Raw genomic sequence first — 1,887 nt, forward strand, 5'->3', positions numbered from 1 at the left:
CATATAAATATTTCAAAAAGTTGTTGCGAATATGAAAGATGAGGAGTACAATAATTTTGAAATATCACACATTAAATATTTCAAAAAATGAGGTGGGCTTATGATTTCAGTTCAAAATGTCACAAAACAGTTTTCAAATGGGAAAGGCTTGTTTAATATTACATTTGAAGTGAAAGAAGGGGAAGTTTTTGGCTACTTAGGACCAAATGGAGCTGGAAAATCAACAACGATTCGTAACTTAATGGGATTTATAAAACCAGCAGCTGGTAAAGCAACGATTTTTGGATTAGATTGTTGGGAAGATGCTGCGAAAATTCAAAGAGAAGTTGGCTATTTACCAGGAGAAATTTCTTTTATTGAAGGAATGAATGGATTAGAGTTTTTAAATTTAATGCAAGGAATGCGTGGGTTAAAAGATATAAAAAGACGAGATGAATTGATAGAACGTTTGCAATTCGATGTGAAAATACCAATTCGAAAAATGTCTAAAGGAATGAAACAAAAAGTAGGGATAGTTGCGGCATTTATGCATGATCCAGAAGTATTAATTTTAGATGAACCAACATCAGGACTCGATCCACTTATGCAACAAGTATTTATAGATTTAATATTAGAGGAAAAGCAAAGAGGGAAAACAATCCTTATGTCATCACATATTTTCACTGAAATTGAGAGAACTTGTGACAGAGTAGCTATTATTAAAGATGGACATCTTGTAACCGTAGAAGATATTCATGATTTACAAGGAATGCGAAGACAAGTAATAGATGTAACAGTATCATCTCAAGAAGAAATCGAGTCTCTTAAACAATGTGATTTGCAATTTGAAGGGGTGAAAGGTAGAGAGGCGTCAATTATTGTGCAAGGAAACTACCAAACAGTTTTACAAATACTTTCAAACTATAATGTAACGGCACTTCAAACGAGAGCGACGGATTTAGAACATTTATTTATGCATTATTACGAGAAGAAAGAAGGGATAAAGCATGAATAAACAACTATTTTTAGCTAGTTTGAAAGAAACTCAAAAAAGTATATTGAGCTATGCTACTGGTGCAGCTCTTTATTTATGGTTATTAATTTGGATATTCCCATCGATGGTTTCAGCGAAAGGTTTAAATGAATTAATAAGTGCCATGCCTGATAGTGTAAAAAAAATCGTTGGAATGGAAAGCCCAATTCAAAATGTAATGGATTTTTTAGCTGGTGAATATTATAGCCTATTGTTTATTATCATTTTAACAATTTTTTGCGTCACGGTTGCAACACATTTAATTGCTCGTCATGTAGATAAAGGGGCGATGGCATATTTATTAGCAACACCTGTATCAAGGGTGAAAATTGCAATTACACAAGCTACCGTTCTCATATTGGGATTACTAATTATTGTAATTGTTACTTACGTAGCGGGCTTATTAGGCGCAGAATGGTTTTTAAAAGATAATAATTTAAATAAAGAATTATTTTTGAAAATAAACGTAGTCGGAGGGCTTATATTTTTAGTAGTTAGTGCCTATTCATTTTTCTTTTCCTGTATATGTAATGATGAAAGGAAGGCACTTAGCTACTCAGCAAGTTTAACAATCTTATTTTTCGTATTAGATATGGTAGGGAAATTAAGTGATAAGTTAGAGTGGATGAGAAATATATCCTTGTTTACATTGTTTCGTCCGAAAGAAATTGCTGAAGGAACATATAATATATGGCCGCTAAGTATAGGCTTAACTGCTGGAGCGCTTTGTATCTTCATAGTAGCAATTGTAGTGTTTAGGAAGAGGGATTTACCGTTGTAAATTAGAAAGTCCACTGAGAAAGTGGGCTTTTTTCGTTTTTGTAGGAAAGAGATTTCTAAAATATACATTATTTATTAACGACAATCTACAGTCT

2 protein-coding genes are annotated in these 1,887 nt (G+C 32.6%); both read left to right on the plus strand.

Annotation, left to right across the window (positions count from 1 at the left end):
• Window positions 1–100: 100 nt before the first annotated feature.
• Entirely contained in the window at window positions 101–994 is an 894-nt protein-coding gene (locus AB3X48_RS21695; protein WP_016105819.1) for an ABC transporter ATP-binding protein, read from the plus strand.
• On the plus strand, window positions 987–1,793 hold the full coding sequence (locus tag AB3X48_RS21700) for an ABC transporter permease subunit (RefSeq protein ID WP_016105818.1): 807 nt from the start codon (window positions 987–989) through the stop codon (window positions 1,791–1,793). Before AB3X48_RS21695 ends, AB3X48_RS21700 begins: the two co-directional genes overlap by 8 nt.
• Window positions 1,794–1,887 lie beyond the last annotated feature (94 nt).

Origin of the sequence: Bacillus sp. S4 (genome assembly GCF_040838205.1) — a bacterium.
GTDB lineage: Bacteria > Bacillota > Bacilli > Bacillales > Bacillaceae_G > Bacillus_A > Bacillus_A cereus_U.